This window comes from Hyphomonas sp., from assembly GCF_965284475.1.
In the GTDB taxonomy this organism is placed as follows: domain Bacteria; phylum Pseudomonadota; class Alphaproteobacteria; order Caulobacterales; family Hyphomonadaceae; genus Hyphomonas.
Genome location: NZ_OZ260087.1, coordinates 2,121,054 through 2,145,578 on the forward strand (window position 1 = coordinate 2,121,054; position 24,525 = coordinate 2,145,578).

Here is a 24,525-nt window from a genome sequence, read left to right on the forward strand (position 1 = left end):
CCATGATCCCCATTACGGAATACGCAGGACGGGATGTCGCCGTGTTTGGCCTTGGCCGGACAGGCCTCAGCGCAGCAAAAGCGCTGAAGGCGGGCGGCGCACGCGTGCATGCGTGGGACGATAATGAGGACACGCGCAACAAGGCCGAAGCGGCGGGCGTCACACTGTCGGACATCAACAAGCGCGACTGGCAGACCTTCGCCGCGCTCGTCCTGTCGCCCGGCATTCCCTACAGGTTCCCGGCGCCGCACCGGATCGTGCGCATGGCCGAGATGACCGGCGTGCCGGTTGTCGGCGACATGGAGCTGTTTGCGCGGGCCGTGCAGTCGCTGCCCGAACGCGGCCGCCCGAAGATCATTGGGATCACCGGGACGAACGGAAAATCGACCACGACGGCCCTGATCGGACACATCCTGAAACAGGCCGGTCGCGACGCGCGCATCGGCGGCAATATCGGCACCGGCGTACTGGATCTCGCCGCGCTGCATGCCAATGCAGTCTATGTGCTGGAACTGTCATCCTACCAGCTCGACCTCGTGAAAAGCCTGCACTGCGATGTTGCCGTGCTGCTCAACATGAGCCCGGACCATCTCGAGCGGCATGGCGGCATGGAAGGCTATCAGGCTGCCAAGATGCGTATCTTCCAGAACCAGCAGCCCGGTGACGTGGCGATTGTCGGCTTCGATGACGTCATCACGCAGTCCATCGCCATTGGTCTTGCCGGGCAGGGCAAGGGCCGCGTCGTCCATGCGTCCTCGACCTATTCGCTGGGGCGCGGCGTCAGCGCGATTGACGGTCGCCTGTATGACAACCAGTCCGGCAAGGCCGAACTGATCGGCAACCTGGCTGACTGCCCGTCACTGCCGGGCACGCACAATCACCAGAACGCAGCCGCGGCCTATGCCGCCTGCCGTGCCCTCGGTATCGACCAGCAGGTGATCATGGCAGGCCTGAAATCCTTTGCCGGCCTGGCGCACCGTCTTGAGACTGTGGGTGAAGTTGACGGGGTCAGGTTCGTGAATGATTCCAAGGCGACCAATGCGCAAGCCGCAGAGCAGGCGCTGAGAGCCTTCAGGAATGTCTACTGGATTGCTGGCGGCGTGCCGAAGGCGGAGGGCATTGCACCGCTGGCGCCCCTGTTCCCGAACATTGCGAAAGCCTACCTGATCGGTGATGCGGAAGACGCGTTTGCCGCAACGCTGAAGGGCAAGGTCCCCTTGCAGAAATGCGGCACGATGGAAAAAGCGGTCGAGGCCGCGCTGCGCGATGCCCGTGGCGCTGGGGATGAGCACCCGATCGTGCTGTTGTCGCCCGCCTGCGCGAGTTTCGACCAGTATCGCGATTTCGAGCATCGCGGGGATGTCTTCCGGTCAATTGTTCAGGCGATGATGCCGAATGAGATCAAGGTGATGGCTTGAACGCAGCCCCGACCGCCCTGCAGTTCGCCCGGTCCGATACGTCGTGGCTGACCGAGTGGCGTCGCACGGTTGACTGGGGTCTGATGGGCGGGGCGTTCTTCCTGATCGCGATCGGGCTTCTCATGTCGCTGGCGGCCGGCCCGACCGCCGCCAAGCGTATCGGTTACGACCATGAGTATTTCTTTGTTATCCGGCAGGCCGCTTTCGCGGTGTCCGCAGCCGTCATCCTGATCGCATTCAGCATGCTCAACCAGGCCTGGGCGCGGCGGGCGGCCACGGTGATCTTCATTGGCGCGCTGTTGCTGATGGTATGGATCCTGGTGTTTGGCTACGAGGCAAAGGGCGCACAGCGCTGGCTGCGCATTGCCGGCTTTTCCCTGCAGCCGAGCGAAATGGTCAAGCCGGCGCTGATCGTGCTGAGCGGCTGGCTGCTGGCCCAGCGCGAAGCCTATCCGAGCGGTCCGTGGGCGGTGATCGCCTTTGTGTTTTATGCGGTCACGCTGGGCCTGTTACTGCTGCAGCCCGATGTCGGGCAGGCGGCCCTTCTGACGGCGGCATTTGTCATCACGTTCTTCATCAGCGGCCTGCCCTGGAAATGGGCGGCGGCCTTTGCAGGGGGCGGGGCAGGGCTTGCCGGCCTTCTCTATGCGCTGCTGCCGCATGTGCGCGTGCGGGTGAACAGTTTCGTCAATCCGACGCAATATGACACATACCAGATCGACAAGGCGGCCGAAGCCATCGGGCGCGGGGGCCTGTTCGGTGTCGGGCCGGGGGAGGGGCTGGTCAAGGCCAGCCTGCCGGACGCACATACCGATTTCATCTTCTCGGTCATGGTCGAGGAATTCGGGCTGGTCGCGGCGATCGTGCTTCTGGCTGTTTTCTCGCTGATGGTGCTGCGCGGCTTCCGGGCAGCAGCCCGGCTTGATGATGGCTATGCCCGCGCGGCGGCGGCCGGACTGTTCTGCCTGTTCGGTCTTCAGGCGGCGATCAATATTGCCGTGAATGTGGCCTTGATCCCTCCAAAAGGCATGACTTTGCCATTTGTTTCCTATGGCGGCTCCTCGATGATCGGCACGGCATTGACACTCGGGCTGGCACTGGCACTTGTGCGCGGACAAGGTACGCGCACAAGAGGCAGGTATGGATAAGCCAAACACCGGGAAACTGGTGATCATTGCAGCAGGCGGTACGGGCGGACACATGTTCCCGGCACGCGCGTTTGCGGACGAAATGCGCGCGCGCGGATGGAAGGTGGGGTTGATCTCCGACAACAGGGGCCTGCGCTATGCGGCCGACTTTCCGGCGGAATGGAAAGAGGAGGTGAAGGCCGCATCGCCGAACTTCCGCAAGCCCTGGACACTGCCTTCGGCAGCCCTGAAGATCCGGGCGGGCATCGCCCGCGCGGGGCGCCTGATGAAGGAGACACAGCCGGCTCTGGTGGCCGGTTTCGGCGGCTATCCGGCCTATCCTGCACTGGCGGCGGCGAAAAAGCGCGGTGTGCCGATCATCATTCATGAGCAGAATGCTGTGCTTGGCCGGGTCAACAGACAATTTGCCCGGCATGCCAGGCTGGTGGCGAGCGGGTTCAACCGGCTGGACTATCTTCCGGCAGGCGCGGCCCATATGCCGATTGGCAATCCGGTGCGGGCGCCCATCGTCGCGATGCGCGATGCGCCCTATCCTGCAACCGAAGGCAAGCTGGTCCTGTTCGTAACGGGTGGCAGCCAGGGGTCGAGCGTCATCGGCGATACCGTTCCGCTGGCGATTGCGGACCATGTCCCTGAGTCGCTGCGCGGACGCCTGAAAGTGGTGCAACAGGTGCGGGCAGAGCAGATGGAGGGTGTGCGCAACATTTACCGGCGGGCCCAGGTTGACGCCGACCTTGCGCCATTCTTTGCGGACATGCCGGAACGGCTGGCAGCGGCGCATCTGGTTGTGGCCCGGTCAGGGGCGGGCACGGTGAGCGAACTGGCTGTCGTCGGACGCCCGTCGATCCTGATTCCGCTGGCGATCGCGATGGATGACCACCAGACGGCCAATGCCGAGGCGCTGACGGATGTCGAGGCGGCCGACATGCTGCTGGAAGGCAATCTCTATCCCAAGATGCTGGGCAGCCTGATCGCCGTGCGGCTGGCCCATGGCGACGACCTGCGCAAGCGCGCGGCGGCGGCCAAATCGGTCGGCAGGGTGAACGCGGCGAGCGAGCTGGCCGACATGGCCGAGCGGGTGGCTGAGCTTTAGGCGGCCGAGGGTCGGCAGCCATGCGTCTTGTGCATCCGGGCTGCGCGCAGCCAGTCCCAGCCAAAGGCGTCGTCAGTGTCGCCTTCGCGCTGACGCCGGGCGAGCCGGTCAAGGGCCTCCTCCAGCGTTGGCTGATGGCCCTCGGGCACCCACCACATGACGAAATGCATGTCGCGCATGACCTCGAACCAGGTCTCGCGGCGGTCGTAAAACTGGCGGTGGACGGTGCCCCAGACGAACCGCTCAAGGCTCTCAACGTCTTCCCACACAGTCAGGTTTGCAACGAACTGAGGGTCTCCGCCGATCCCGGCGTCCGTATTGCCTTTGCCGGGTTCGCCCGAGCCTTCCATCATCCAGACAAAGCCGGGCATCTGCTTCCCAAGTCCGTTGATCAGGTCGAGATTGTCCATGAATTCCCTGACCCGCAGGTCGTCTGTCGGGGCAACGAGGCGCCCGACATTGAGTTCGGCCAGGTGCATTTTCATTGAATTTCCCTCTCGCCCTCAAAGCTTCGCAAAAGTCGCCCGGTTAAGCCCATCATTCGCCACGATTGCCATCGAAGCAATGAGTTGAGGTGAGACTGGCGGAATTTCAATGTTTCGGGGTCCTTGCGTCCCGAACAGGCAGCACGGTATCGCTATCACTGACGTTTTTCTCTGACTGGATCGGTTCGCGCATGACATCTCCCACCCCTTTCGATCTCGGCCCGGCGCATATTGTCGGCATAGGCGGCATCGGCATGTCGGGCATCGCCGACGTGATGCTGACCATGGGCTACCAGGTGCAGGGCTCCGACATTTCCGACAGCGCAAATGTGCAGCGCCTGCGCGAGAAGGGAGCCAGTGTTTTCATCGGGCATCGCGGCGAGAACGTGAAGGGTGCCGGAACGGTGATTATTTCCTCGGCGATCAGGAAGGACAATCCTGAAGTGCTGGCTGCACGCGCAGCCGGCATTCCCGTTGTGCGAAGGGCCAACATGCTGGCCGAGATTACGCGGCTTAAATACACGGTCTGCGTTGCCGGGACGCATGGCAAGACGACGACAACGAGCATGGTGGCCTGCCTGCTGGATGGCTGCGGCATTGACCCGACCGTCATCAATGGCGGGATCATTCATGCCTACGGCTCGAACTACAAGGCGGGCGAGAGCGACTGGATGGTAGTAGAGAGCGACGAGAGCGACGGCACGTTTGCCAAGCTGCACCCGACCTGCGCGATCGTGACGAATATCGACCCGGAGCACATGGACCATTACGGCTCGATGGAAAAGCTTCGCGAAGCCTTTGATACATTTGTGGAAAACCTGCCATTCTACGGCTTTGCCGTGCTCTGCACCGACCATCCCGAAGTGCAGGACCTGGCGGCGCGCGTCACTGACCGCCGCCGGATCAGCTATGGCTTCAACCGGCAGGCCGATGTGCGGGCGGTGAACCTGAATACCGATCTTGACGGCGCGCATTTCGATGTCGCGCTGCGGCGGCCGGGTTCGGCCAGCCCGCGGATCATCAGGGACCTGACGCTGCCCATGGCGGGCGAACACAATGTGCAGAACGCGCTGGCGGCGATCACGGTGGCGCTGGAGCTGGGCGCGACAGACGAGCAGATCCGGGCGGCGCTGGCCGGTTTTGGCGGGGTGAAGCGGCGGTTCACGACGGTGGGGGAATGGGCGCCGAAGGGTGCCGGCGAGGGCACGGTACGGATCATTGACGATTACGGCCATCACCCGGTCGAGATTGCCGCCGTGCTCAAGGCGGCGCGCGCCATGCTGGGCCAGGGCCAGCTGGTCGCCGTCTGCCAGCCGCACCGCTACACACGCCTGCGTGACCTGTTCGATGAATTTTCCCGCTGCTTTGACGCTGCCGATGACGTGTTCGTGTCGCCGGTCTACGAGGCGGGCGAAACGCCGATTGAGGGCATCACCCATGAGACGCTGGTTGCCAGCATCCGGCGGCACGGCCACAGGGGCGCCCATGTGCTCGCCTCGCTCGACGACCTGCCCGAAGCGATCAGGGGTATTGCCAGGCCAGGCGGCATGGTTGTCTGCCTTGGGGCAGGGGATATCACCAGATATGCCGGGGACCTGGCCGACAAGCTCTGATCGGGGACGTCAGCGTCTGTCAGCAGAGCGCCCGGTGTTTCCCCGACGCAAACAGGCTGGAAACGGCCAAATCGCTTCCATTGCGGCGCGGAATATCGCACGGTCGGCAAAAGACGGCGAACAATCATGCCGCAGACCGACCCGGGAGATTATCGCCGAATGACCGAATCAATTGCCGCAGCGCCATTGACTGGAAGCCTTGCGAAGCAGCCAGCTGTGGACGGGGGACCTTTTGGCATCAAGGGGCTGGCCTGGGCGATCTTCGAGGGGGCCCGCAACCCCTATTACAATCTGATCGTCATCTACATTTTCGCCCCGTATTTCGCCGAGGTGATGGTGGGCGGCGGTGAGCAGGGCCTGACCCTGTCTGGCCTGACCATCACCATTGCGGGCATTGTCACGGCCCTGACAGCGCCGCTGCTGGGTGTGGTGGCGGACAAGGCCGGCCGGCGAAAGCCGCCGATTTTCGTTTTCATGGCCGTCATGGCTGTGTGTTCGTTTGCCCTGTGGTGGGCGCGCCCGGACGGCCCGCTGACGATGTGGCCGACCATGGCCGTGCTGGCGATCGCTTATTGCTGCTACGGCTATTCCGAAGTGCTTCATAATGCGATGCTGCCATCGGCGGGCAGGCCCAGCGCACTGCCGATCATTTCGGGCCTCGGCCTGTCCATGGGCAATATCCTCAGTGTCGGAATCCTCATCTTCTTCCTGTTCGGCCTGTTGCTGCCGGGATCGGGCCTGCCTTTCGCGGCAGAGTCGCAGGTCATCCCTCTGGACCAGGCGACGCATGAGCCACAGCGTTTTGCCGGGCCATTCGTGGCGGTCTGGATGACCTTGCTGCTTATTCCCTTCTTCGTGTTCATGCCGGACGGCCTGAGCAAGGGATTGAGCTGGAAACAGGCGGCCGGAGACGTGTTCCGGGGCGAGGACCGCAATGCAGGCAAGGCGCAAACATTGATGCAGCGTGCAAGCGTTTTCAAAAAGTACCTGGCGCAACTGTTCCGCGAACATCCTCAGACGATGCGCTTCCTGATTGCACGTACGATTTATGCTGACGCCATGGCGGCCCTGCTGACGCTGGGCGCAGTGTTTGCGAAGACATTCCTTGGCTGGAGCGGTGTCGAGATCCTGTTCTTCGGCATCACGGGTGTCCTGTTCGGGGCCGTTGGCGGATTTGTCGGCGGATTCCTTGATCGCGTCCTGGGGCCAAAACTCGCGCTGGTCTGGGAGCTGGGTGTGCTGACCTTCCTGTTGCTGCTGCAACTGTCGATTACGCCGGATTCCCTTCTGTTCGGCCTGGTCCCGAGCGGCACGCCAATCTGGGGCAGCCCGTTCTTCGACACCTTGTCGGACGTGACCTATTTCCTGTTCGTGATCCCTGTGGCGATTGCCGTCGTGGCGTCGATTTCATCGAGCCGATACATGCTGGTGCACATCGCCCCGCATGACCGGATTGGCGAGTTCTTCGGCCTTTACGCGATTGCCGGGACCGTGACCGTCTGGATGGGGCCGGGCCTTGTCAGCCTGCTGACCTGGCTGACAGGCAACCAGCGCATCGGCATGGGCGGAATCGGGTTCATGTTCCTGCTGGGACTGATCATCCTGTGGAAAGTTCACGCGCCAAAGCGGGGCTTTGACGCGTGATGTTCAGGATCAGTTGGAAGGCCGGTGGAGAGCCCTCTAACTGGTTGGTCCGAAGGACGTGCCATCTCCGTCCGGTTTGTGCGTGCGGCTGATTTCGCTGACGCGGCGGGGGCGCAGGTAGAACTTGTCGGAAACGGTGCGTTCCAGTTTCAGGACATAGCCGAACGGGCTTTGATAATTGAACTGGACTTCCGCCACGATGGCCGATCCGGGGGAGGGGATGATACCGTCCGGCACGGTGACAACAGAGCCCTCAGAGAGCGGTGACATGGCATAGGCATCCGACCAGGCGACCTTTGTGACGCCATCGCCATCGTCGACGATGCTCGAGATGCGCATGCTGCCGGCTTCGGCATCATAGGGCTGCATCATGACTTTGGCTGCAGCAAACATTTCGGCCATGTCGTCATCGGTGACCGTCGCCAGACGGGCGGTCAGGTCACCGAGGCTCGAACTGGTCGATGTCACACGGCGGTCCATGCGCATCAGGAAGCTGAGCTCGATACAGCCAAAATAGATCAGGACCATGAGCGGAGCGATCAGGGCGAATTCGACGGCCGAAACGCCCTTTTCATTATAGTGCAGGCCCTGAATGCCGCGCCATTTCAGGCGGCGGTTCATCCGGGAAAGGAAAGACTTGGCGGACATGGGTCTAGTCTCCAAAGGGTTCGTTGCGGAACACGGCATTGCCCTGGATGAGGTGCTTTGTTCCAGCCATGTTCGAAAGCGGAGCCGTCAGCAGGGGCGTAATGAGGTTCCACTCGTAGAATACGCGTACGGCAACGATATCGTTCGGGCCGCCGGGATCGTAATTGAAACCGCTATCGTCAAAATTGCCATCGACATCGAGCGGAGAAACGAGGTTGGCAGCACCGAAATTGTCGATGGCCTTGACGTCGATGTGCAGCTTGTCGTCACAGTCAAGCAGGCCGAAGAACTTGTCACAGACCGTTGTCCGGAAGTTCTGCTCGTTAAAGCCGCTTTCCTGGGCCTGTCCCGTGCGGATCTGGCGGGACGCTTCCTGTACGGCGTGTTCCATTGCCGTTGAGACAAGGAACAGCATGCAGACTTCCAGCAGGCCAAATATCAGCAGGAAGAAGGGAAGTGCCACCATGGCGAACTCGACGGCGGCCACGCCGCGGCGGTCTTTGGCATACGCATTCCACTTCGCCAGGAGGCGCGGTGCGATTATGCCGTAACGGCTGTTGAACATGATCTAACCCCGGACAGACAACTGTGTCAGATTGCCGGGATATCAGAACTGGGTTTGCATACGGTTTATCCGATGCGGGAAATTTCATCGATTGGCCGGCGGCGGCCCGCAGCAAAGCGGCCACGTCCGGGGACGTGGCCGCAATGAGGCCGGTTCAGGAGCGCGGAAATCAGTTTCCGCTGTTCAGGGTCTGGACGTCGCTGTGCTGCTCGGACAGGGCGGCGAAATAGTCGCTCTGGTCGCCAATGCTGATGACCGGGCGGCACTCGGGCGCGCAGTCATAGGTAAAGTTCTGGCCGGACCGGTTCACCGTGACCAGGTTTGACGAATTGACGGTGACGACGACATCGGTGGAGTAAATCTGGTCGCCGGCCTTGTTGAACACCATCAGGTTTGTGGTGCCGAACGTCTTGCCGGTGATGAAGATGAGGTTTTCGTTGTGCACGGCGACATCGGCGACATTCCGGTTGCCGAGGACGATGCTGGCAGCCTCGCCATTGATCCGGACAGGAATGGTCTTGTTGGCTTCAACGGACAATTGCCCGGCTGCGGCGGTCGCCGCGAACAGGGAGCCCGCCAGTGCCAGGGCGCATGACTTGGTCAGAATGTTCATTTCAGGACTCCACGTTCGGCTTTGGAAAAACATTTGGCTGAAGAAGGTTGCCCGTTTCCTAACCGGCGAAAGATCGCCTGTTCTGACGTTATATATATAGGGCCGCGAATCAGCAGGCCGGGCCGCGATGAAGGGTAAACAAATGCCTTCCCCGCCTTCATGGATTATCTGTATTCCGTAACGCGATATTGAGAATAGTCCTGTAATTTCAGTACTGTTCCGGAAAGAAAAAAATGTGTCCGGAACGTTTTTTAATGCATGATGGGAGTTTCCAATGTTTGCACGTTTTCTTAAAGACGAATCCGGCGCCACGGCTATCGAATACGGCCTGATCGCTGCTCTGATCGCAGTTGCTATCATCGGTGGCGTTACCGCCCTCGGTACGAACGCCAACACGACGTTCTCGGCCATCGCGACCGAAATGGAATAAGCAACCTGATCTTTCAGGATTGTGGGAAGGCCGTCAGGGAAACCTGGCGGCCTTTTCTTTTGCGGCCTGTTCCCGTCCGGGCAGGGGCTGGCAGTATCAGGCAAATAAAAACTTCCTTCAGTCTTTTCCGTCACGGTGCGCCCGAAATGACGGCTGGAGGACAATTCCGATGATACTGAGCATCCTGGGGGGCGCGTTTCTGGCCCTTTGTGTTTTTGCGGCAATGCATGATGTGAACCGGTTGACGATTCCCAACTGGCTGAACCTCTCGCTGGCTGGCCTGTTCATTCCGGCTGCTGCCGTTTCCGGCATCCCCATGGAAATCATTGGCGGGCACCTGATGGTGGCGGCGCTGGCCTTCCTTGTGGCCTTCGGCCTGTTTGCCTTCAACATTTTCGGGGGAGGGGACGCCAAGATGATCCCGGCCGTGATGCTTTGGATGGGCCCGAATGCCGGCTTCACCTTTGTCGTGGTCATGGCGCTGGCAGGCGGCGCATGTGCGGTCTTCATCCTGATGGTTCGACGGCTGATGCCCGCAGCCGTCCTGCCGGGAATGATCCGTGCACCGTTTGAGGAGAATGCCGGCGTGCCTTACGGGGTCGCAATTGCAGCCGGCGCGTTCTTCGCCGCGCCAGCGTCTCCATTCCTTGCCAGTTTATTAAACCAAATCAGTAGTTTCAATTAACCAAGCCTTAGTGCCCGGCATGGGAATATTAATCTTCGAGTGGGGATTCGGCCTGATCAGGGGCGCTCACCGCGTTTTGTTATCACAGGGAGTGGCGCCCAATGTCGCCGATGCGTCTTATCATTCTAGTGGGTGCCGCCTTAGCCGCCATGGCTGCTGCATTCCTCGTTCGCAACATGGCTGAACCGACCACTGTGACACAGACCGTCACGGAGCTTCAGACCAAGATCGAGACCAAGGAAGTTTCCGAAGTCAAGGTTCTGGTTGCCCGGCGCGACATGGCGATCGGTGATCGCCTGGCGACGGCTGATTTTGAATGGGCGCCATGGCCGGAGAAGAATATCGTCGAAGGTTACCTGACCGAAGCCGACAATTCCGACGCAATCGAGAAAATGGCCGGCGCCATTGTCCGCATCCCGATATACAAGCGCGAACCCATCCTTCCGCAAAAACTGGTCCTGGCAGATCAATCCAGCCTCATGGCCGCCTTGCTGGCGCCGGGGATGCGCGCCATGTCGGTCGAGATTTCGACTGAGTCGGCATCGGGCGGGTTCATCCTGCCAAACGACAAGGTTGATGTCATCCTGACCCATGAAGTGCAGGTGCAGACGGACCAGATGCTTGTGGAGCGTCCGGTTTCGACAACGATCATCAAGAATGTGCGCGTGCTGGCCATTGACCAGGTCTTCAAGCCGGATGAAGCCGGCGGCTCGTCCCAGATTGGCAACACGGCAACACTGGAAGTTTCCGACACGGAAGCCGAACTGGTCGCCCTGTCGCAGCGCATGGGCACGCTGTCCCTGTCCCTGCGGCCCTGGTCGGATGCCGGTGAAGAGATGGCCCGCGATTCCCGTACTGACCTGCTCGGCAGTGGCGGCAGCGGCGGTCGGGGCGGCGTCACGATCTACCGCAATGGTGCAGCCACGTCGGCTACACTCGGGGGAAGCTGAACATGAGAATGTCTCGTCCGATCAGATACGGTCTTTTCTCGGCGCTTGCGGCAAGTATGCCGCTTCTGGCGCATGCCACGCCGAATGATCTCGGGGTCAATGTGACCGGGCCGGGCCAGTCGCATGTATCACAGCAAGTCACGCTGGGCCTCAACAAGTCGATGATCATAGATCTTGATGCGCCGGCGGCAGACCTTGTGATCACCAATCCCACCATTGCAGACGCAGTCGTGCAGACCTCCAGACGGATCATTTTCCGCGGCATCGCCTATGGCCAGACGAACGCGTTCGTCTTTGACCGCCAGGGAAACCAGCTGCTGAACCTGGAAATCAATGTCGAAACCGACATGACCAGCCTGCACAAGCTGATTGAGCGCCATGTGCCGGATGGCCGGGTGAGCATTGAAGGCATCAATGGCAGCATCCTGCTGACCGGCACGGTGGACAGCCTTTCGCAGGCTGACCAGGTCGAGCGGCTTGTCACCGCCTTTCTGGGCGGGGGCGATGAGGCGCCGACGAAGATCGTCAACATGATGGAAGTTGCCGCCAAGGACCAGGTCATGCTGGAAGTGCGTATTGTTGAAATGCAGCGCACGGCGATCAAGCAGCTTGGCATCAATCTTTCCGGCACGCCGTCCTTCGGCGACATGGCGAGACTCGTCGAAAAGCAATTGTTCAGCGATACAAATGGCGACGGCATTCCGGAATCGACCGGCATGACGGCGCTCGTGCCAGGACTGCCGCAGACCTTTTCCGGCGATATAAGTGCCAGTAACAGCTTTCCGATCCAGGGCCAGGCCCTTGGTGGCCTGGGTGCCAACCTGACTTATTCCAACTATGTCGGCACGGACCTGCAAACCAGCATTGGCGCGACAATCGACGCGCTGGAGCGCATCGGTATCGTGAAGACACTGGCAGAGCCCAACATTGTTGCGATGTCTGGCGAGTCCGCAAAATTCCTTGCCGGCGGTGAATTCCCCGTCCCGGTCGGGCAGGACAATAATGGCCGCGTATCGATTGAATTCAAGCCTTACGGTGTGGGACTGGGCTTCACGCCCGTGGTCCTGTCCGAGGGGCGCATATCCCTTAAAGTGTCGACCGAAGTCTCCGAACTGACAAACCAGGGGGCATACCAGGGCGCAACGCGAACCGGGATCGACGCGGACGGTAACGTCATCACGCTGGCCGGCATCACCATTCCGGCGCTGACGGTTCGGCGGGCCGAGTCCGTAATCGAACTGCCTTCGGGCGGCTCGATGATGATGGCCGGTCTTATCCAGTCAAAGACGCGTCAGACGCTGGACCAGCTGCCGGGCCTCAAGAAGCTGCCGGTCCTCGGCGCCCTGTTCCAGTCGCGCGATTTCCTTCAGGACGAGTCCGAACTGGTGGTCATCGTGACGCCCTATCTGGTCGATCCGACACAGAAGAACCAGCTGCGTACACCGGCAGACGGCTACGCGAACGCCTCCGACGCCAAGACGATCTTCTTCGGCAAGCTGAACGAGCAATACGGCAAGGACGGCGCGCCAGTTGATGCAGAAAATTACCGCTCCCCCGTGGGCTTTATTGAAGAGTAAGGGATATCAGGATGAACCCGATGCTTAAACCAACGACAGCGCTTGTCGCGGCTGGATTTTGCCTCACCGGTCTCGCCGGCTGTGCGAGCCATGCGCCAACAGCCGTGCCGCAATCCTACTTGCAGGGCACGGCACTGGACCGCAACGCGATCGGCGTGACGAAGCGCACCGAATTCCTCGAAGTGAACATAGATCCTGTCTCCAGCGAGCTGACGCTGAAGGATCGTGCGCGGATCGAATCCTTTGTGAAAACCTATCGAGCGAAGGGACACGGGCCGCTGATCATGTCGCTTCCGGAAGCCAGCGACAATTCGCAACTGGCCGTTTCGGCCATCGTCACGGCCCGGGAAATCGCGTGGCAGAACGGCGTCGAGTATGACGAAATCTCCGGAAGCAGCCATGGGGCGGACTCAGGCAAGTCCGAACCGATGATCCTGGCGTTCCAGGTTTACGATGCTGTTGCGCCAGATTGTAAATCCATGGCGGACTATGACGTGTCGGATATCCGGTCGAACAATGAAATGCCGAGCCTTGGCTGCTCGGTTCGCACCAATCTGGCCGCCATGATTGCCAACCCTGCTGACCTTCTGGGCCAGCGCGAGATTGCTTCCGCCGATCCGCTTCGCCGCAAGGTCATTCTCGACAAGTTCCGTCAGGGCGTCACCACAGCCTCTGCGCGTTCGTCGGATGAAACGGGCACGATATCTGACGCGGTCAAAGAATAGCCGGCGCCTGAATAGAAGGACGAGAGTAAAATGTCGAACGAAAAAGCCCTCTTTGAAGCCGACTTCGACTCAGATTTCGAGGATGTCTTCGCTGAAGACGCTTCGGACGCCGATCTTGTGGCGCCTGCCAACGATCCGTTCGACATGCCGATGGACGAGGATCCCGGCGCGATTGCTGAACCTGCCCAGAAGCCTGTCGCGGCGGACCAGCCGATCTTCACGATGCCGGACCAGAATGGCGGCGACGTGCCGCTGCCGGCCATCTCGATCAAGGTTTTCTACGAGCGCGAAGAAACGCGCCAGATGCTGGAAGTCTGCGCGCGTGACCGCCGCATGGGCCGGGCCACACTCGAAGCCATTCCCGGCGGCATTCCGGCGGCCACCGCCTATATGCAGCAGAACCCGACACCCAATCTCGTGATGGTCGAGTCATCCGCCGAGGCGCAGCAGATTCTGGGCGAGATCGATGCGCTGGCTGAGCATTGCGACGAGAATGTCCAGGTCATGGTTGTTGGCGTGGTCAACGACATCCGGCTTTACCGGCAGCTGGTCGCACGCGGTGTCAGCGAATACCTCGTGCCGCCATTCGAACCGATCCAGATCATCCGGGCCATCTCCAACCTGTTTGTTGATCCCGACCGTCCGTTTGTCGGCAAGCAGATCTCGGTGATCGGTGCCAAGGGTGGGGTAGGGGCGTCCACCATCGCCCACAACCTGGCCTGGGCCCTGGCGGAGAATGCGCGCGTCAACACGACACTGGTCGACCTCGACCTGTCATTCGGCACCACTGCGCTCGACTTCAACCAGGAAACGCCGCAGACCATCGCGGATGCGCTTCTGGCCCCGGAGCGTGCCGATGACGCCGTGATCGAGCGCCTGCTGGCCAAGGCAACAGACCGCCTGTCGCTGTTCACTGCGCCCGCCACGATCAGCCAGATCATGGATATTCCGGACGAGGCCTTCTCGACCGTTATCGAAAGCGTGCGGCGCAACGTGCCCTATATGGTGCTCGACCTGCCGCACACATGGAGCCGCTGGGTCCAGCGCACCCTCGTGGCATCGGATGAAGTCATCATTGTCTGCCAGCCGGATCTCGCATCGTTGCGCAATGGCAAGAATTTCATCGACCAGCTCAAGGGCCAGCGCCCGAATGACAATGCACCGCGCCTTGTCATCAACATGAGCGGCGTTCCAAAGCGTCCGGAAATCCCGGTGAAGGATTTTGCAGCGGCCATCGGCGTCGAGCCTGAAATCATCCTGCCATTCGAGCCGGAACTGTTCGGCACGGCGGCCAATAACGGACAGATGATCTCGGAGACGGACCCCACATCGCGCTCGTCAATGGCCATCGATCACATGGCGTCCGTTCTGACGGGCAGGGCAGTCGTCCAAGCCCAGAAATCGATCTTCAAAAAGCTTCTTGGCAAATAGAACTCAAGGGAAAGGGCCCGTAAATGGCCTTCGGCAAACGTTCAGGATCCACCAATGTTACTGCGCCGGCGGCGCCGAAGCCGGCGGCTCCTGTGGCGAAGCCGCGCCCGCAGGTTGCCAAACCCAAAGTGCCGGAGCCTGTGCCCGTAAAGGGAGCTCCCAAGCCGCTCTCGAGCCCGCCTTCCAGGACGACAGCACCTGAGGTGAAGCCGGAACCTGTGCGCAGGGTGAACCAGCAGTCGGAACAGTATTACGCGACCAAGACCACGATCTTCAACGCGCTGATCGATACGATCGACCTGTCGCAGCTCGCCCAGCTGGACGCCGAGAGTGCGCGCGAGGAAATCCGCGATATCGTTGTCGAGATTATCAGCATCAAGAACGTAGTGATGTCGATTTCCGAGCAGGAGCAGCTGCTTGATGACATCTGCAATGACGTGCTTGGCTATGGTCCGCTAGAGCCGCTGCTGGCGCGCGATGACATTGCCGACATCATGGTGAACGGCGCCGACACGACTTATATCGAGGTCAACGGCAAGATCGAACGCACCAATATACGTTTCCGCGACAATGCCCAGCTGATGAATATCTGTCAGCGCATCGTGAGCCAGGTTGGCCGCCGCGTCGATGAAAGCTCGCCGATCTGTGACGCGCGCCTTCTGGATGGCAGCCGCGTGAACGTCATTGCGCCGCCCCTGGCCATTGACGGGCCCACACTGACCATTCGTAAGTTCAAGAAGGACAAGCTGCAGCTTCAGGATCTGGTCAATTTCGGATCGATCAGTGAAGCGGGCGCCGAAGTCCTGCGCATTATCGGCCATTCGCGGTGCAACGTCCTGATCTCCGGCGGTACGGGTTCGGGCAAGACCACGCTGCTCAACTGCCTGACCGCGTTCATTGAACCGGGCGAGCGCGTCATCACCTGCGAAGACTCCGCCGAACTCCAGCTTCAGCAGCCGCACGTTGTGCGCCTTGAAACCCGCCCGCCCAATATTGAAGGCTCGGGCGAGGTGACAATGCGCGAACTGGTCAAGAACTGCCTGCGTATGCGTCCGGAACGCATCATCGTGGGCGAAGTTCGCGGACCCGAAGCGTTCGATCTCCTGCAGGCCATGAACACCGGCCACGATGGCTCGATGGGCACGCTGCACGCCAACAGCCCGCGCGAAGCCCTCAGCCGAGTCGAATCCATGATCACGATGGGCGGATTCTCGCTGCCCGCCAAGACGATCCGTGAAATGATCGTCGGTTCGATTGATGTTGTCGTACAGGCCTCACGCCTGCGCGACGGCTCACGCCGCATCATGTGTGTCACCGAAGTCATGGGCATGGAAGGAGACACGATCGTGCTCCAGGATGTCCTCAAGTTCGAGATGGATGGCGAAGACGAGAACGGCAAGATCATCGGTACGCACCGCGGCACGGGTGTGGGTCGCCCACGCTTCTGGGAACGCGCCGCCTATTACAACCTTGAGCGTGAACTCGCTGGCGCGCTTGATGCGCTCGGGAGCTGATCCATGGACAATGAGATGATGATCTATGCCGTGGCCGGCCTCGCATTTGTGGCGCTGGCAGGAATCGGCCTCGCATTCACGGGCGGCGAATCGGAAGCAGCGCGCAAGCGCGCAAAGGCCATTGGCGCAGGCACAAGTACAGGCAAGGCGCGCGGCGGCAAGGTGCACGATGAAAACTCCAAGCGTCGGGCAAAGACGCAGGAAATGCTGGACAATCTGCGCAAGCAGGACAAGGAGCGCCGCAAATCGATCACGCCGCGCGACATCGGATCGAAACTGACGCAGGCTGGTCTCGACATTCCCGTATCAGCCTTCTGGATCGGTTCGCTCGTGATGGGTACGCTTTGCGCTGTCCTGATCTACATGTCTGGCGCAGATGGCCTGGTGATTTCCGGCATGAACCTGAAAAGCCAGCCAGTCATGGTCACCGGCGCATTCCTGGCCGGCACATTGGGACTGCCCCGTCTTATCCTCGCGACGATGACCAAGGGTCGTCACAAGAAGATGGTCAACCAGTTCGCCGACGCGCTGGATATTATCGTGCGCGGTGTGAAGACAGGCCTGCCGCTGAACGAGTGTATTCGTATCATCGCAAAGGAATGTCCGGACCCGCTGCGGTCTGAATTCGTTTCGCTGGCCGACAACCTCGCCATGGGCGCAGGCCTCGAACGCTCGGTGAACCTGCTTTACAAGCGGGTTCCGCTGCAGGAAATCAACTTCTTCTGCATCGTGCTGCTCATCCAGGCCAAGGCAGGTGGCAACCTGTCTGAGGCCCTGGGCAACCTGTCCTCGGTCATCCGTTCACGCAAGATGATGCGGGAAAAGGTCAACGCCCTGTCGTCAGAGGCCAAGGCATCGGCCTCGATCATTGGCGCGCTGCCTTTTGCCGTTGGCCTGATGGTTTTCCTGACAACGCCCGATTACATCATGCAACTCTTCATTACGGAAACGGGCCACGTAGTCCTGACCGTTGCAGCCACGATGATGACGCTCGGCGTGCTGACGATGAAGAAAATGATTAACTTCGACATGTAAGGTCACGGATAATGTATGATTTCATCCTGTCCTTTACCAAGCCCGATACGCTGGCGGCCTATCTGGTTGCGGCGGCCGTGTTCGCGACATTCGTGACCGTTTTCCTGCCTTACCTGAAAGGCGACAAGCTGGAAACGCGCCTCAAGGCCGTGTCGAACCAGCGCGAGCGGCTGCGCAAGCAAAGCCGCGCTGCGCTGGAAACCAAGAGCCTGCGCCGCGAGGACAAGAGCATGATGGGCTCGGTCTCGTCCAAGCTCAACCTGGCCAAGGCGCTGGAAGACCCCAATGTAGTCAAACTGATGAACCAGGCGGGCCTGCGCGGGCCCGGCCCGATTTCCGCATTCTACTTCGCCCGTATGGCGCTGCCCTTTGTCGGTCTGATCCTGACCTATATCTACATCTTCTTCGTCAATGACCATGGCTTCCAGCCGGTGATGAAATACGGCTCGCTCGCCTTCGGCATGGCGGCCGGTTTCTATGCGCCGAACCTCTATGTGAAAAACGTTGCTGAAAAGCGGCAGAAGTCAATCATGCTGGCCTTCCCGGATGCACTCGACATGCTGCTGATCTGCGTCGAGGCCGGCATGTCGATCGAGCTGGGATTCAACAAGGTGAGCCAGGAGATCGGTTCGGCTTCACCGGAACTTGCCGAGGAATTCGGCCTGACCGTGGCGGAGCTTTCCTATCTTCCGGATCGCCGGCAGGCATATGACAATCTTGCGTCCCGGACCGGCCACGAAGGCGTTAAAGCCGTCTGTATGGCACTGTCCCAGGCAGAGCGTTATGGTACGCCGCTGGGCGATGCCCTGCGCGTGATGGCGAAGGAAAACCGCGAAATGCGGATGTCGGCCGCCGAGAAAAAGGCCGCCGCTCTTCCAGCCAAGCTGACGGTTCCGATGATCCTCTTCTTCCTGCCTGTCCTGTTCCTGGTGGTGCTTGGACCGGCCTATATCAAATACCAGGCGATGCAGAACAAGAATGAAGCGGCGCCGCAAGTGACGCAGATTGCGCCTGACCGGTCCGTGCAGGACGTCTCCTGATCACTCAGGGCGCCATGAAACAAAAAGCCCGCTGACCGATCGGCCAGCGGGCTTTTTGTTTCGGGGGCGGTGCCCTGCAGGATCAGTAAGAGCGGCGCAGGCGCAGTCCGTTCTCGTTTTCGGGCGTGGTCACCGGCGCAGGCTCGTCGGTTACGGGCGTTGATGTGGCGGCGACGGCGCGCTCGGAATCAGACGTCATCCTGCTCTTTGGCGCGGGCGGCAGCGCGCCTGTCTCGGCGCGTTCGGCGAGGGCTTCCCAGGTCCGGGCCGGCTGGACCATTTCGCGCAGGAGTGCGGCGTTCTCTTCAACGATGCTGGCGGGGGCATTGGCGCTGCTCGCTTCCTTCATTTCAGCATATTTTCCCTGAAGGCCGAGGACGAGCGCGAGGTTTTCCTTCACCCGCGTGGTTGTGTCGGGTTGGGCGTCGGCAAGACGCAGTTTCGCTTCGGCGCCCGTGAGGTCACCGGACAGGGCCAGCGACAGTCCGTAATTTGCCAGCGTGGAGGTGCGATTGGGTTCGATGGTGAGCGCGCGCTCATAGGCTTGCTGCGCATCGCCATGCTGGCCGAGCTGGTCGAAGGCGGTGCCGAGTGCCGCCCAGGCTTCGGCGCGGCCTGGCTCAATCTCGCCGGCCTGGCTGAAGGCGTGTGCGGCGGCGCGATAGTCCTGTTGTGTCGACAGCGCCCGGCCGAGCACCATGCGCAGTTCAGCGCTGGCAGGGTGGACAACGAGCACACGTGAGAGGACGTCAATGGCGCGGTCATCGCTGCCAATACCGCGCAGGGCTTCGCCGAACGCGATGGCGTTTTCGAGGTTTTCCGGATCCTTGGCGTATTCCTTCGACCAGAAATTGGCTTTGGTCAGCGGGTCTGACCGGTTGGCAGCGGCCACTTCTTCCGGGCTGGCCGGCTTCAGGGCTTCTTCCACTGCGCGCTGCAATTCCGCGTTCGCGGCCTTTTCCTCCTTTGACGCCGTGCTCGCGCACCCCGTCATGGTGGCCGCAAGGACCAGCGCGAGGGCTGCCAGTGACGTTTTGGCTCTGGACATGGGCTGGCTCCAAGTATGTATCAGGTGCATCTTCTGCCGATTCTGGCCTGATTGACGTCAAGGTTCGGTTAACAGGAACGGTCATCTGATTAACAAATTGCCCCGAGAGGCGCCCGCAATGCACAAGAGCTTTATCGCCAAAGCGGCCAAGCCAGCCGCAATACACCTGTTCACGAATTCCGGGTTCGACGCCCTGGGAGACGACCCGTTCCCCGGCGCGAAGGCGCTGGCCGGGGGGCAGGGGTTCAGCGGTGCAGCCGGGCAATTGGTGATCCAGGCGGGCAAGGACGGGCAGGTCAGCCATGTTCTGGCGGGTCTGGGAAATGGACACGATGCGCTTGGCGTGGCTGCCGTCTCGGCGAAATTGCCAGAGGGCGACTATACGATCGCGGCAGATGGCGGGCTGGGCTTTGCGCAGATCGCTTCAGGCTGGGCGGACGGCGCCTACCGGTTCGACCGCTATCTCGGCGAGAAGGCAAAGCCGCCGCGCCTCGTGATCCCTGCAGGTGAGGATGCCGAGGCGCTATCGCGCGAAGCCGATGCTGCCGCGCACCTGCGCGATCTGGTGAACACGCCGGCGAGCGATCTGGGGCCGGAGGCCCTGCAGGCGGAGCTGGCCGCGCTGGCAAAGCAGTTCGGCGCGAGCCTGAAAGTGATCGCGGGGAACGACCTGCTGAGGGAGAACTATCCCCTCGTTCACGCTGTCGGCCGGGCGGCCACGTTCGCGCCGCGTTTCCTTGAACTCGAATGGGGCGATCCGGGCCATCCGAAGCTGGCACTGGTCGGCAAGGGGGTCACGTTCGATTCCGGCGGCCTGAATATCAAGGGCGGCGACGGCATGCGGATCATGAAAAAGGACATGGGCGGTTCGGCCCATGTGATTGCGCTGTCGGAACTGGTCATGGGCAGCAGGTTGAAGGTGCACCTGAAACTGTACGTGCCGGCCGTGGAGAACGCGATTGCCGGCAATGCCTTCCGGCCGGGCGATATCCTGATGAGCCGCAAGGGCCTGACGGTCGAGATTGACAATACCGATGCCGAAGGGCGCCTGATCCTGGCCGATGCGCTGGCCCGTGCCAGCGAGGACGACCCGGACCTGCTGATCGATTTTGCAACGCTGACAGGCGCGGCGCGTGTGGCGCTGGGGCAGGACCTTGCCCCGCTCTATACCGATGACGAGACGCTGGCGGCAGATGTGCTGGCCGGGTCAAAGGCGAGCGGCGACCCGGTCTGGCGCATGCCGCTCTGGGATCCCTACATGTCGGACCTGAAGAGCCCGATTGCGGACCTCGTGAATTCGGGCGGACGCCAGGCCGGCTCGATTACGGCGGCGCTGTTCCTGAAGCAGTTCGTGTCGGCCAGAAGCTGGGCGCACCTTGATGTCTGGGCCTGGCGCAAGGGCAAGTATGGCCGGCCCGAAGGCGGCGCACCGACGGGCCTGCGGGCCGTCTGGACGATGCTGAAAGCGCGCTATTCCGCCTGAGGGGGGACGATCCGGACTTCCGACAGGCGGATGGCTTCGCGCACACGTCCGCGCAGGACCAGTGTGTCGATATTGTCCGGCTCGGCGACCATGGCGGCCTTGACGTCGGCCAGAGCGAGATCGAGATCGCCCTTGTTGAGCCGGGCCTCGGCACGCAGGTGATGCGCCGTGCCGAATCCGGGTGAGGATTGAAGGGCTGCATCCAGGTCTGATATGGCCTCTGGCCACTGTTCCAGCATGATATGGGCCGTGGCGCGGTCGACCAGCAGGTTCGGATCATCTGGAATGATTTTCAGGGCGTTGGTGAGCGTCACGATGGCGGCCTCTGCCGCGCCCGCGACGAGCCAGGCATTGCCCGCCTGTGTCAGGTAAAGTGCGCGCTGTTCGAGCGTTCCGCCATCCGTCGCATTGGCCAGTTCTTCAAGCCTGGCTGCGCCTTCAGCCTCCTGGCCAAGCGCGATCAGCGAAAGGGCGACGCACTGGCGCGCGCCGGGCCGGTTGCCTTCAAAGCTCCAGGCGAGGGCGTCTTCATAGGCTTCTTCAGGGTTTTCATCGATGCGGGCGATGCAGGTGTCGAGACGGGTGGCCTCTGTTTGGGCGATTCCAGCGCTGACGCTCTGAAGAAGCGCGTAAGAGACCGCGGCGAAGGCAAGGATAGACATGGATAAGAGGCTCCCGGACCTGTAGTGGTGCCTATAGTCATGAGTGGGAGGCCCAGTGCAAATGACAGTTCCGCCATCTCTGCTTTTTGTTTTCGGCATGGGCTATTCGGCGCGCAGGCTGGCCGCGCGGATTGTGCCGCAGGGCTGGCAGGTAACAGGAACGACACGGGGGGGCGCAAGGCATCTGGGCGAAGGGGTTGAGACCGTGCAATGGGGGGGTGAAGGCGTGATCGTGCCGCCCGCCGGTGCCCACTGGCTGGTGACCTTGCCGCCGGGCGCAGAGGGATGCCCGGCCGCCCGCGCCGCCGGGCATCTGGCACGCGATGCCGCCTCGGTGACCTATCTGTCGACAACGGGTGTCTATGGCGACCTTGGCGGCGGCTGGGTGATGGAGTGGAGCGACGTGAACCCGGGGTCTGACCGGGCCAAGGCGCGGGTGCTGGCCGAGCAGCAATGGCTTGCGGCAACGGGCGGCGCGGCGCGGATCGTGCGCCTGCCGGGCATATACGGTCCGGGCCGGTCACCGTTCGGGCGGTTGCGCGATGGCAGCGCAACCCGTGTGGTGAAGCCCGGGCAGGTATTCAGCCGGATCCATGTCGAGGACATTGCCCGCGGACTGGAGGCCCTGCTGGACAGGCCGGGCCTGAGCGGCGTGTTTCACCTGTGCGATGATGAACCGGCGCCGCCGCAGGACGTGACAGCCTTTGCCTCCCGTCTCCTGGACATGGCGCCGCCGCCGGAAACGGCGATTGACGCCGCCGGTCTCAGCGCGATGGGGCGCAGCTTCTATGCCGAGTGCAAACGGGTATCGAACGGGCGCACGAAGGGCGCGCTGGGCTGGCGGCCGCTCTATCCGACCTATCGGGAAGGCCTGACAGCCGTGCTGGAGGAAGAACAGGCCGGGGCCTGATATCAGCCGCTGACGAGGGCCGGGCGGAAGGATTCCTTGCCGACCGGGGGCTGGCGCTCATCATACAGGCGGACGACACCCTTGCCGTCACGCTTGGCATGATAGAGCGCGGCATCGGCGCGCTGGATTCCGGTCTTGAATTCCTCATCATTCTGCACGAAGGCGATGCCGACACTGGCGCCGACAAACAGCACTTCGGTGCCGAAAAGGATCGGCCGGCCGATGCGCGCGATGCAATCGCTGCCGAAGGCCTGAATGACGGCGCGGTCGGCGTGTTCGGAATAGAGCACCACAAATTCGTCACCACCGGTGCGGAAGGATTTGGCGCGGCCAAGGCTGAGCTTTTTCAGGCGCTGGCCGATGACGCGGAGCACGGCGTCGCCCGCCTCATGGCCATGCGTGTCATTGATCGCCTTGAAGCCATCAAGGTCGATGGCGAGGACGGCTGTGCAGGGCGGTTCGGTGCGTTGCACCGTGCGATCAAAGGCGGAATCCAGCTTGCGGCGATTGAACAGGCCGGTCAGGGGATCTGTCACGGCGCTGGCTTCGGCGGCCTTGACCCGGTTGCTGATGGCCCAGCTGAATTGCAGGACGGTCAGGCAGAGGGCGATTGGCACGATATAGTGATTGATCCCGAAATAGGGCGTGATGTCGAAGATGCGCAGATACATCCAGACTGTGGCCATGATGGAGGGTGCCCAGCCGAGCAATACCGCGCCAGCGCCATAAACGCCCCGGCGATGCAGAACCCAGACGCCGGCCAGTACGATGATCGGTCCGATACTGGACATGAGCATGTAGAGCGCCATGGCCGCGAGAGGCGGCATTGCGGAGATCAGAACCGACACGGTGGACAAGGCCGCGATCAGAAGGATGACCCTGTTGAAAGCGGGCCAGCGCGTGCGGATGTCCAGGAAGGACGCGATGAACAGGGCGCCAAAGACGGTGCTGGCCGCCTGCAGCGCATTGATCAGCACCATCGTGCCAATGTCGCTGTGCGGCCAGAAGAAGGCTTTGCCGATACCGGTCGAGAACAGGATGTAGAGCGCGGATGAAACACAGAAGCAGACATAGAGCCGATAGGCATTGTTCTGCGAGGTGCGGGCGACCGAAATGGCATAGGCCGTGAACGTGCAGAGGATCCCGATCATCAGGAAATGAAGGGCGATGCTTCCTTTTGACCATAGCTGGAAATCCGCACTGGAATGCAGCCACATGGACAGGACGACGACCGTGTTGCTGTGAACCCGAAGATACAGGGTGCGCGAGTCCTGTGCCGGAACGTCGATTTCGAAAGCCGGGAAGGGGTCGGGAATGGCGATGCCGGACCGTGCAGCCGTCGCACCGGCGCGGCCCTGATGTTCGACACCCTGAGGCCCGACAATATAGGCATCGACGACCTCCAGATAGGGAAAGCGGATTACCAGATTGCCGCGCAGGGCGGTATCACCGGAATTGACAAGGTCTGCCCTGATCCAGATGTCGCCCGACTGGCCGGAGCCATGAAACGTGTTTGTCAGGCTGGGGTGGAAGACAATCTTGCTGCCGGGCTCCATCACCTGGTCGAGCGTCACGGCCGGATCGACCTTCTCGGCAATCGCGATCTTGCTGCCGATGTCGATACGCCCGTCCAGGCCGCCAACTTCGATCGGCCGGGCTTCCGACGGAAAGGTCAGCGAAACGACGACAACCACGAGGAGGCTGATGAATCTGCTGAAGAAGCGCATGACAGCCTTTCGCGGCACGTAAAAACCAGGAGCAGCCTGCGCTCCACAATGGAATTTATGCCACGAAAACAGATATTTATG

Annotated in this window: 23 protein-coding genes; 16 read left to right on the forward strand and 7 right to left on the reverse strand. The window is 61.4% G+C overall.

Annotated elements, in window-relative coordinates; all coding sequences use genetic code 11:
* Window positions 1–2 precede the first annotated feature (2 nt).
* From murD to ACQ66M_RS10470, 3 genes are all read left to right on the forward strand, one after another.
* On the forward strand, window positions 3–1,418 hold the full coding sequence (gene murD, locus ACQ66M_RS10460; protein WP_350170382.1) for a UDP-N-acetylmuramoyl-L-alanine--D-glutamate ligase: 1,416 nt from the start codon (window positions 3–5) through the stop codon (window positions 1,416–1,418).
* A gap of 83 nt (window positions 1,419–1,501) precedes the next feature.
* Window positions 1,502–2,566 (forward strand): FtsW/RodA/SpoVE family cell cycle protein, encoded by a 1,065-nt coding sequence (locus ACQ66M_RS10465; protein WP_430405154.1) that lies wholly within the window; start codon window positions 1,502–1,504, stop codon window positions 2,564–2,566.
* Window positions 2,559–3,659 (forward strand): UDP-N-acetylglucosamine--N-acetylmuramyl-(pentapeptide) pyrophosphoryl-undecaprenol N-acetylglucosamine transferase, encoded by a 1,101-nt coding sequence (locus ACQ66M_RS10470; RefSeq protein ID WP_430403670.1) that lies wholly within the window; start codon window positions 2,559–2,561, stop codon window positions 3,657–3,659. The genes ACQ66M_RS10465 and ACQ66M_RS10470 overlap by 8 nt, the downstream gene beginning before the upstream one ends.
* On the opposite strand, the gene ACQ66M_RS10475 is transcribed toward ACQ66M_RS10470, so the two are convergent.
* Window positions 3,656–4,144 carry a DUF3291 domain-containing protein gene (locus ACQ66M_RS10475; protein WP_430403672.1) on the reverse strand — a complete coding sequence of 163 codons (489 nt, stop codon included), beginning with the start codon at window positions 4,142–4,144 and terminating at the stop codon, window positions 3,656–3,658. The two genes, ACQ66M_RS10470 and ACQ66M_RS10475, sit on opposite strands and share 4 nt — an antisense overlap.
* 191 nt (window positions 4,145–4,335) lie before the next feature.
* Between ACQ66M_RS10475 and murC the strand changes: the two genes are divergently transcribed.
* Both murC and ACQ66M_RS10485 read left to right on the forward strand, forming a co-directional pair.
* The gene (gene murC, locus ACQ66M_RS10480; RefSeq protein ID WP_350170378.1) at window positions 4,336–5,757 is read left to right on the forward strand and encodes a UDP-N-acetylmuramate--L-alanine ligase; all 1,422 of its coding nucleotides are present in this window, start codon (window positions 4,336–4,338) and stop codon (window positions 5,755–5,757) included.
* A 159-nt stretch (window positions 5,758–5,916) separates the two neighbouring features.
* On the forward strand, window positions 5,917–7,401 hold the full coding sequence (locus ACQ66M_RS10485; RefSeq protein ID WP_430403674.1) for an MFS transporter: 1,485 nt from the start codon (window positions 5,917–5,919) through the stop codon (window positions 7,399–7,401).
* Between the two features lie 36 nt (window positions 7,402–7,437).
* Here ACQ66M_RS10485 and ACQ66M_RS10490 read toward each other — a convergent pair whose 3' ends face one another.
* The 3 genes from ACQ66M_RS10490 to ACQ66M_RS10500 all read right to left on the reverse strand — a co-directional run bounded on the left by ACQ66M_RS10490 (window position 7,438) and on the right by ACQ66M_RS10500 (window position 9,227).
* A complete protein-coding gene (locus ACQ66M_RS10490) occupies window positions 7,438–8,049 on the reverse strand; it encodes a TadE/TadG family type IV pilus assembly protein (RefSeq protein ID WP_350170376.1) in 612 nt (203 codons plus the stop codon).
* Between the two features lie 4 nt (window positions 8,050–8,053).
* Entirely contained in the window at window positions 8,054–8,614 is a 561-nt protein-coding gene (locus ACQ66M_RS10495; RefSeq protein ID WP_350170375.1) for a TadE/TadG family type IV pilus assembly protein, read from the reverse strand.
* Window positions 8,615–8,783: 169 nt separating this feature from the next.
* Entirely contained in the window at window positions 8,784–9,227 is a 444-nt protein-coding gene (locus tag ACQ66M_RS10500; protein ID WP_350170374.1) for a pilus assembly protein N-terminal domain-containing protein, read from the reverse strand.
* Between the two features lie 274 nt (window positions 9,228–9,501).
* On the opposite strand from ACQ66M_RS10500, the gene ACQ66M_RS10505 reads away from it, so the two are divergent.
* The 9 genes from ACQ66M_RS10505 (at window position 9,502) to ACQ66M_RS10545 (ending at window position 18,614) form a co-directional block, all read left to right on the forward strand.
* Window positions 9,502–9,657: a Flp family type IVb pilin gene (locus ACQ66M_RS10505; protein ID WP_430403676.1), complete on the forward strand. Its 156-nt coding sequence runs from the start codon at window positions 9,502–9,504 to the stop codon at window positions 9,655–9,657.
* Window positions 9,658–9,826: 169 nt separating this feature from the next.
* The gene (locus ACQ66M_RS10510; RefSeq protein WP_430403678.1) at window positions 9,827–10,342 is read left to right on the forward strand and encodes an A24 family peptidase; all 516 of its coding nucleotides are present in this window, start codon (window positions 9,827–9,829) and stop codon (window positions 10,340–10,342) included.
* 110 nt (window positions 10,343–10,452) lie between these two features.
* Window positions 10,453–11,292, forward strand: coding sequence for a Flp pilus assembly protein CpaB (gene cpaB / locus ACQ66M_RS10515; protein ID WP_430405156.1), 840 nt, complete (start codon window positions 10,453–10,455; stop codon window positions 11,290–11,292).
* 2 nt (window positions 11,293–11,294) lie between these two features.
* Window positions 11,295–12,869, forward strand: a complete 1,575-nt coding sequence (locus tag ACQ66M_RS10520) for a type II and III secretion system protein family protein (protein WP_430403680.1) — start codon at window positions 11,295–11,297, stop codon at window positions 12,867–12,869.
* 20 nt (window positions 12,870–12,889) lie between these two features.
* On the forward strand, window positions 12,890–13,594 hold the full coding sequence (locus ACQ66M_RS10525) for a CpaD family pilus assembly protein (RefSeq protein WP_430403682.1): 705 nt from the start codon (window positions 12,890–12,892) through the stop codon (window positions 13,592–13,594).
* 30 nt (window positions 13,595–13,624) lie between these two features.
* Window positions 13,625–15,025: an AAA family ATPase gene (locus ACQ66M_RS10530; RefSeq protein WP_430403684.1), complete on the forward strand. Its 1,401-nt coding sequence runs from the start codon at window positions 13,625–13,627 to the stop codon at window positions 15,023–15,025.
* A gap of 23 nt (window positions 15,026–15,048) precedes the next feature.
* Entirely contained in the window at window positions 15,049–16,539 is a 1,491-nt protein-coding gene (locus ACQ66M_RS10535; RefSeq protein ID WP_430403686.1) for an ATPase, T2SS/T4P/T4SS family, read from the forward strand.
* A 3-nt stretch (window positions 16,540–16,542) separates the two neighbouring features.
* Window positions 16,543–17,574, forward strand: coding sequence for a type II secretion system F family protein (locus tag ACQ66M_RS10540; RefSeq protein WP_430403688.1), 1,032 nt, complete (start codon window positions 16,543–16,545; stop codon window positions 17,572–17,574).
* Between the two features lie 11 nt (window positions 17,575–17,585).
* Window positions 17,586–18,614, forward strand: a complete 1,029-nt coding sequence (locus ACQ66M_RS10545) for a type II secretion system F family protein (protein WP_430403690.1) — start codon at window positions 17,586–17,588, stop codon at window positions 18,612–18,614.
* Between the two features lie 82 nt (window positions 18,615–18,696).
* On the opposite strand, the gene ACQ66M_RS10550 is transcribed toward ACQ66M_RS10545, so the two are convergent.
* On the reverse strand, window positions 18,697–19,662 hold the full coding sequence (locus ACQ66M_RS10550) for a tetratricopeptide repeat protein (protein ID WP_430403692.1): 966 nt from the start codon (window positions 19,660–19,662) through the stop codon (window positions 18,697–18,699).
* Window positions 19,663–19,780: 118 nt separating this feature from the next.
* Here ACQ66M_RS10550 and ACQ66M_RS10555 point away from each other — a divergent pair, with 118 nt between their 5' ends.
* Window positions 19,781–21,145 carry a leucyl aminopeptidase family protein gene (locus ACQ66M_RS10555; protein ID WP_430403694.1) on the forward strand — a complete coding sequence of 455 codons (1,365 nt, stop codon included), beginning with the start codon at window positions 19,781–19,783 and terminating at the stop codon, window positions 21,143–21,145.
* Here the strand turns inward: ACQ66M_RS10555 and ACQ66M_RS10560 are convergent.
* Window positions 21,133–21,807, reverse strand: coding sequence for a tetratricopeptide repeat protein (locus tag ACQ66M_RS10560; protein WP_430403696.1), 675 nt, complete (start codon window positions 21,805–21,807; stop codon window positions 21,133–21,135). The two genes, ACQ66M_RS10555 and ACQ66M_RS10560, sit on opposite strands and share 13 nt — an antisense overlap.
* Window positions 21,808–21,868: 61 nt before the next feature.
* Here ACQ66M_RS10560 and ACQ66M_RS10565 point away from each other — a divergent pair, with 61 nt between their 5' ends.
* On the forward strand, window positions 21,869–22,717 hold the full coding sequence (locus ACQ66M_RS10565) for an SDR family oxidoreductase (protein ID WP_430403698.1): 849 nt from the start codon (window positions 21,869–21,871) through the stop codon (window positions 22,715–22,717).
* Between the two features lie 2 nt (window positions 22,718–22,719).
* On the opposite strand, the gene ACQ66M_RS10570 is transcribed toward ACQ66M_RS10565, so the two are convergent.
* The gene (locus ACQ66M_RS10570) at window positions 22,720–24,444 is read right to left on the reverse strand and encodes a diguanylate cyclase (RefSeq protein ID WP_430403700.1); all 1,725 of its coding nucleotides are present in this window, start codon (window positions 24,442–24,444) and stop codon (window positions 22,720–22,722) included.
* Window positions 24,445–24,525: the final 81 nt, after the last annotated feature.

Bases quoted from the DNA above. Each gene is read 5' to 3' on its own strand.
- murD (WP_350170382.1), top strand. From the start codon at position 3: ATGATCCCCATTACGGAATACGCAGGACGGGATGTCGCCGTGTTTGGC.
- ACQ66M_RS10465 (WP_430405154.1), top strand. From the start codon at position 1,502: ATGGGCGGGGCGTTCTTCCTGATCGCGATCGGGCTTCTCATGTCGCTG.
- ACQ66M_RS10470 (WP_430403670.1), top strand. From the start codon at position 2,559: ATGGATAAGCCAAACACCGGGAAACTGGTGATCATTGCAGCAGGCGGT.
- ACQ66M_RS10475 (WP_430403672.1), bottom strand. From the start codon at position 4,144: ATGAAAATGCACCTGGCCGAACTCAATGTCGGGCGCCTCGTTGCCCCG.
- murC (WP_350170378.1), top strand. From the start codon at position 4,336: ATGACATCTCCCACCCCTTTCGATCTCGGCCCGGCGCATATTGTCGGC.
- ACQ66M_RS10485 (WP_430403674.1), top strand. From the start codon at position 5,917: ATGACCGAATCAATTGCCGCAGCGCCATTGACTGGAAGCCTTGCGAAG.
- ACQ66M_RS10490 (WP_350170376.1), bottom strand. From the start codon at position 8,049: ATGTCCGCCAAGTCTTTCCTTTCCCGGATGAACCGCCGCCTGAAATGG.
- ACQ66M_RS10495 (WP_350170375.1), bottom strand. From the start codon at position 8,614: ATGTTCAACAGCCGTTACGGCATAATCGCACCGCGCCTCCTGGCGAAG.
- ACQ66M_RS10500 (WP_350170374.1), bottom strand. From the start codon at position 9,227: ATGAACATTCTGACCAAGTCATGCGCCCTGGCACTGGCGGGCTCCCTG.
- ACQ66M_RS10505 (WP_430403676.1), top strand. From the start codon at position 9,502: ATGTTTGCACGTTTTCTTAAAGACGAATCCGGCGCCACGGCTATCGAA.
- ACQ66M_RS10510 (WP_430403678.1), top strand. From the start codon at position 9,827: ATGATACTGAGCATCCTGGGGGGCGCGTTTCTGGCCCTTTGTGTTTTT.
- cpaB (WP_430405156.1), top strand. From the start codon at position 10,453: ATGCGTCTTATCATTCTAGTGGGTGCCGCCTTAGCCGCCATGGCTGCT.
- ACQ66M_RS10520 (WP_430403680.1), top strand. From the start codon at position 11,295: ATGAGAATGTCTCGTCCGATCAGATACGGTCTTTTCTCGGCGCTTGCG.
- ACQ66M_RS10525 (WP_430403682.1), top strand. From the start codon at position 12,890: ATGCTTAAACCAACGACAGCGCTTGTCGCGGCTGGATTTTGCCTCACC.
- ACQ66M_RS10530 (WP_430403684.1), top strand. From the start codon at position 13,625: ATGTCGAACGAAAAAGCCCTCTTTGAAGCCGACTTCGACTCAGATTTC.
- ACQ66M_RS10535 (WP_430403686.1), top strand. From the start codon at position 15,049: ATGGCCTTCGGCAAACGTTCAGGATCCACCAATGTTACTGCGCCGGCG.
- ACQ66M_RS10540 (WP_430403688.1), top strand. From the start codon at position 16,543: ATGGACAATGAGATGATGATCTATGCCGTGGCCGGCCTCGCATTTGTG.
- ACQ66M_RS10545 (WP_430403690.1), top strand. From the start codon at position 17,586: ATGTATGATTTCATCCTGTCCTTTACCAAGCCCGATACGCTGGCGGCC.
- ACQ66M_RS10550 (WP_430403692.1), bottom strand. From the start codon at position 19,662: ATGTCCAGAGCCAAAACGTCACTGGCAGCCCTCGCGCTGGTCCTTGCG.
- ACQ66M_RS10555 (WP_430403694.1), top strand. From the start codon at position 19,781: ATGCACAAGAGCTTTATCGCCAAAGCGGCCAAGCCAGCCGCAATACAC.
- ACQ66M_RS10560 (WP_430403696.1), bottom strand. From the start codon at position 21,807: ATGTCTATCCTTGCCTTCGCCGCGGTCTCTTACGCGCTTCTTCAGAGC.
- ACQ66M_RS10565 (WP_430403698.1), top strand. From the start codon at position 21,869: ATGACAGTTCCGCCATCTCTGCTTTTTGTTTTCGGCATGGGCTATTCG.
- ACQ66M_RS10570 (WP_430403700.1), bottom strand. From the start codon at position 24,444: ATGCGCTTCTTCAGCAGATTCATCAGCCTCCTCGTGGTTGTCGTCGTT.